Below are 4,487 nucleotides of genomic sequence, written 5' to 3'. Positions count from 1 at the left end.
AAAATGACCGGACTTTGAGAAGACATTGAGTGTTGGGGCATCACGCTGTCATGATCGCGGAGCGATCAAGGACAATCTGCGGTCTAGCGACGCGGGACTTGCAGGCAACCAAAATGGTCCATCGACATTGATGACAAAATCGATTCGGATTGCGACTGCATCGTAGGATCCAATTGCATCGCCTTCGTCGATTGCTCTGCCGCCAAATGCGTTTTTTGATGTTCGCGGTAACATTGCGCCAATAACAAGTGATTCGCGGCGGTCGGAGCGACTTCCACCAGCTTGCGATATGCCTGCTCTTCTAAAGTTCGTTGGTCGAGTCGTCTGGCGGCAAACCCGATCCCCTTCCATGCACTGGCCAGACTCGATCGTCTGGTGTCGCTGGCGGGTTGTGATTCCCAGTACGCCACCGCCTGCTGGTAGGCGTCCAAGCTTTCTGACATCTGATTCAATCGCTGAAAGCACAGTCCTTTGTAATCAAGGCTAATGGGCTGAAAACGATCGCCACGTGTCAACGGTTCAAGTAGCTGCAACGCTTCCTCATTGCGGTCCAAGTGCATCAGCACCGTGACACGTTGCCCCAAGACGGGAACGGGGGCCTCGGCAGAGACTGGCCGACGGGCTTCCGTCTCCAGTTTCGCTACGACGTCCTCAAGTTCCAGCTGCACCTTTCGCACCGATTTCTGATGAACCATGCCGCTAGGATTCAGTTGAGCAAATTGTTCAGCTTGCTGATTTGCCAAGGCAAACCGGCGAGTTTCAATCGATCGCTCCAGATCGATGCGAATCCCATCCGCCACCGAGTCCGCATACGCCGCGGGAATCAGTATCGCCAACGCGACGAGCATCGCGAGCGACAACCACGCGTTCTCGGCGAACACAGGCAAGCGTGGCGACGGCACCATGACCGCCCCCAAAAACGCCACGGCCATCATCGCCGCGATCGCGATCACGCTGCGACACACCGTCAACGTGATCACACTCTGCTCGGGAAGCTGAGTGATCGATGCGGCAAACGTGGTGATTGCTGCTGCGACGATAACGCACCCAAGCGAGCTGATGAGTTGCTGCCAACGAGCGAATTGGCAAAACGGCTGCACCGCGATCAACGCCAATGGCAGAGCCGCTAAAAAGGCACATGCGACCACATCCCATCGCCCAAATACGTGCACCACTCCGCTGGCATCGGAAAGCAGCACGCTGGACACCGCCACGGCAATGATTGCCATAGACAAATGGACGATCCAGACCAGGCGAAACTTAAACGGTGGAGGATTCATGATGCGATCGCCGGTGATGGTTTTGAAGCGGACGACGGTTTACGCGACTTCCAGATCATGCCGTCAAAACAGTAATGCCAAAATGCGACGACAATGTTGACGAACACCCACAACTCGAAATAGCCACGCGAAAGCAGGTAGTTGCCCAGCCCAATGACGACCACAAAAATGACCAGGAACAACAACCACATTTTGGAAAGTCGAGCCAAGGCGTTGGCCTGACTTGATCCCCGCGAACCGCTCATCGACCACGTTACAATCGACATGTATTCCAAGGAATGGAAAATCGCCGAGGCCAATGCCAACTGAACCACCCATTGGTTGTTTTCAAAATGCGAAGCCAGCAATAGCGACGCAAACAACGTCATCACGCTGGTTAAATACGCCACGCTAGCCAACGACACAGTGCGGGCGACGGCGTACTGGAAACACTGGCGACCGGCAAACGCCACGGGAACTACCAACACACCCCAATCCAGCGACGAAACCCACTGGAATCCATCAAAGGGACCTTCGCTCCATCCCCAACCGGCGACACGAGCGATCACATAGAGCATGAAGCAGCGAAACACCGCTTTTTCGAGCGTGGCGGCTAAGGGCTTGGTCGTAGCGAACCGAGTTGGTCCGGATGTCCCAGAGGAATTCGTCGACTTGCTTTTACGTTGATAAATGCGAAACACACCATGGTGCTGCGACGCAAAATGCCAAGCGTTCCAGATATAATCGATCACCCCCAGACACAGCAGCGATCCGGTGCCCATTTTTAAACAAAGACATGCGATCAAAATCGCGGTGCCAAAAGCCAAAAATTGCCGTCGACGATCAATGCCCTTGTGGTGATCGACTGTGACTAAAATCAACGTGATCCAGCGATGTGGAGCGGTCACAAAATAGATCTGCCAAAACAGCAAACTCTGATGCGTTGCAATCCCACCCAAACGATCCACTAATAATAACAGCGGCCAAAACGCATTTGCGATAAAGAACAAATCGATCGCCGGCGAGAACAAAAACCCGCTTCGGCTTGGATGCGGCAATGACGCTGCACCCGCTGACAAATCCGTTTCGCACACCGACATCGCTTTGACATTCGATTTTTCTCCCTGTGTCAGTTCTTCCGTACCCGTGCTTGTGCTCGTACTCGTACTCGTGCTTGTGCTCGTACTCGTACTCGTACTCGTACTCTCAAATTTTTCTGCTACCCCAGACACCATTCAATCGTCCCCCTTCGCACCATCCGTCGCTCTCGCCGTTCGCTGTGAATGATGCATCCTCGGCGATCCACTATCAGGGACGCGAATCCAGTGATCGTGAAACGTGATTCCCGCGGTCCACTTGATCGCCGGCATGTGGCAATCGATGCAATCGCCTAAGGGCTGACGAGAGCACTCGCTGGACGCGGTGTCGCCGTGACACTGTTTGCACTGATCGATCGACACAGCCCGATCGTGCGACACGGTATCGTGTGGGTCATGGCAAGTCGAACAGGTCATGTGGCCAGGAGTCTCGAGATAGCAGCGACTGCGTTTGATGCCATAGGGCTGAAAACGTACCAATTCGTTGGGCGTTGCATCGGGTTTGACCGAAGCTTCATCGCGATGGCATGTGCTGCAAGCATCCATATAGGCCTCGGCAGTTTCGTATTGCAGCATCGGCTTGGCATCCTCAGCGTGTCCAAGATGAGCAAGCTGGACATTGTTTTTTCCGTGGACCATGGCAACGCTCACAACCCACGTTAGCGACCACTAACGAATTCATTAATCGGTAACGACGGCGGTGGCGTCAGCGTGCTGTGACACCCCAAACACGCGCGGATATCGGCAGTGTCCATCGGTCGCCCAAAACATTCGATCGTCCCTTGGGCGAAGTCGTCAAAACGTTCATGGTCCGGTGTCATGCCAACTTGATCACGCGATCCATAATACGACCACCGCAGCTCGACCCCACTTTGAGTCGCCTCATCGACCGCAATCGGCGTCTGTGCATGGATTCCCGAACCGAGTAACCAAGTCACGGGAACCGCCACGCCAGTAGCATTGGCCGTATCGCTGACAAAGAATTGATCTTCGCGTTGCGAAAACTCGAAAACCTGCTCACGGCGTGGATCTTGATAATGCCGCATCTCGGCAAGTTTGCTCGCCAGCGGCGAATCATGAATCCGAGTCAACGTGCGAGAGTGTCCCGAGCGAAGATGAGCTTGGTATTCTTTCTCATGACATTCGGCACACGCCTGATCGCCGGCAAAGTTTGCTGAAATCAACTGGTTCCATCCTGAAACCGCCTGCTGAACCCGAGCAGGCAAATTATCAGCAAAACGTCGTGAGACATCGGAGGCGTTTTGCATCGACGGATCGGTCGTCGACACCATATCCGTTGTCACCTCGGGGGTTTGAAACGAATCAAACACCGCCCACAACATACCTGCGGCGATCACGGCAAACCCCAATGCGCCCCATCCCAGCAAGGTGCGTACACGAAGGTAATTCGTGGAACCTCGATTCGACGAATGGGAAACGTGGTTGATCGCCGTATTCTCCAGCAGGTTATGTGATTACTGGGCCGGTCAATCCACCTGGCCCGCCATTTATCCGCCGTAATGCTGCGGATCGCTCTTTAGCCCAGCGGCGCGTCTTTGATCTTCCACTGACCATCGGTCCGCTGCAGCGTCCATACCTGTTCGGTTTCTGCGACCGAACTGGCTTTACCGCCACGGCCATCGCCGGAAGAGGTCGCGTGAACGCCGCCAAAGATTTTCACCGGGACGGTAACCGTATCACCATCAAACGACGGCTCTCCGTTAACTTGGTAACCTCGCTCGCCATAGTCTTTGCGATTCTCTGGTGCCGCTCCGGCAACAAAGGCACTGGCAAACATTTCATCATCGCCAGCCAAGTCACCTAAGCCTTCGACGCTGGCAAACGCATTCTGTTCGTCGGTCGGTTTGACCACACCCGAGGAACCACAGCCCAGCCAAGTCGAAACGGATAACAACAGCGCGACAATAAACAAACTTTTTGATTTCATTACGTTTTGATCCTTAAGGTATATCTATTTTGTTGAGTTCGTTATGGCTCGGTGATGACTTCGCTATTCTGAGCGGTGCTCATCGGTCGCCAAATCTCTAGGTTGTCCACCGAGTCGGTGACAAAGCGAACACCGCCATCGGCCATCAACACGTTGACGCCGCCGGTGTGGTAACTACGGGCC

Annotated in this window: 6 protein-coding genes; all 6 read right to left on the bottom strand. The window is 54.3% G+C overall.

The features are described 5' to 3' along the window. Positions 1–83: 83 nt before the first annotated feature. Positions 84–1,229, bottom strand: a complete 1,146-nt coding sequence (locus RMSM_RS32665) for a tetratricopeptide repeat protein (protein ID WP_008707807.1) — start codon at positions 1,227–1,229, stop codon at positions 84–86. A gap of 47 nt (positions 1,230–1,276) precedes the next feature. After that, the gene (locus RMSM_RS32660; protein WP_008707804.1) at positions 1,277–2,359 is read right to left on the bottom strand and encodes a hypothetical protein; all 1,083 of its coding nucleotides are present in this window, start codon (positions 2,357–2,359) and stop codon (positions 1,277–1,279) included. A 135-nt stretch (positions 2,360–2,494) separates the two neighbouring features. Further along, positions 2,495–2,995, bottom strand: coding sequence for a hypothetical protein (locus RMSM_RS43200; RefSeq protein WP_236622398.1), 501 nt, complete (start codon positions 2,993–2,995; stop codon positions 2,495–2,497). Between the two features lie 20 nt (positions 2,996–3,015). Beyond that, positions 3,016–3,744, bottom strand: coding sequence for a multiheme c-type cytochrome (locus RMSM_RS43195; protein ID WP_008707801.1), 729 nt, complete (start codon positions 3,742–3,744; stop codon positions 3,016–3,018). A 149-nt stretch (positions 3,745–3,893) separates the two neighbouring features. Next, complete coding sequence (locus tag RMSM_RS32650; protein WP_008707799.1) at positions 3,894–4,304, bottom strand: nuclear transport factor 2 family protein; 411 nt, start codon at positions 4,302–4,304, stop codon at positions 3,894–3,896. A 41-nt stretch (positions 4,305–4,345) separates the two neighbouring features. After that, positions 4,346–4,487, bottom strand: a 142-nt coding sequence (locus tag RMSM_RS39120; protein WP_201767106.1) for a DUF1559 family PulG-like putative transporter, incomplete at its 5' end; no start/stop codon positions are given.

Source organism: Rhodopirellula maiorica SM1 (assembly GCF_000346295.1).
Taxonomy (GTDB): Bacteria; Planctomycetota; Planctomycetia; order Pirellulales; family Pirellulaceae; genus Novipirellula; species Novipirellula maiorica.
This window is presented reverse-complemented; position numbering and strand designations above follow the sequence as displayed.

Bases quoted from the DNA above. Each gene is read 5' to 3' on its own strand.
- RMSM_RS32665 (WP_008707807.1), bottom strand. From the start codon at position 1,229: ATGGCAATCATTGCCGTGGCGGTGTCCAGCGTGCTGCTTTCCGATGCC.
- RMSM_RS32660 (WP_008707804.1), bottom strand. From the start codon at position 2,359: ATGTCGGTGTGCGAAACGGATTTGTCAGCGGGTGCAGCGTCATTGCCG.
- RMSM_RS43200 (WP_236622398.1), bottom strand. From the start codon at position 2,995: ATGGTCCACGGAAAAAACAATGTCCAGCTTGCTCATCTTGGACACGCT.
- RMSM_RS32650 (WP_008707799.1), bottom strand. From the start codon at position 4,304: ATGAAATCAAAAAGTTTGTTTATTGTCGCGCTGTTGTTATCCGTTTCG.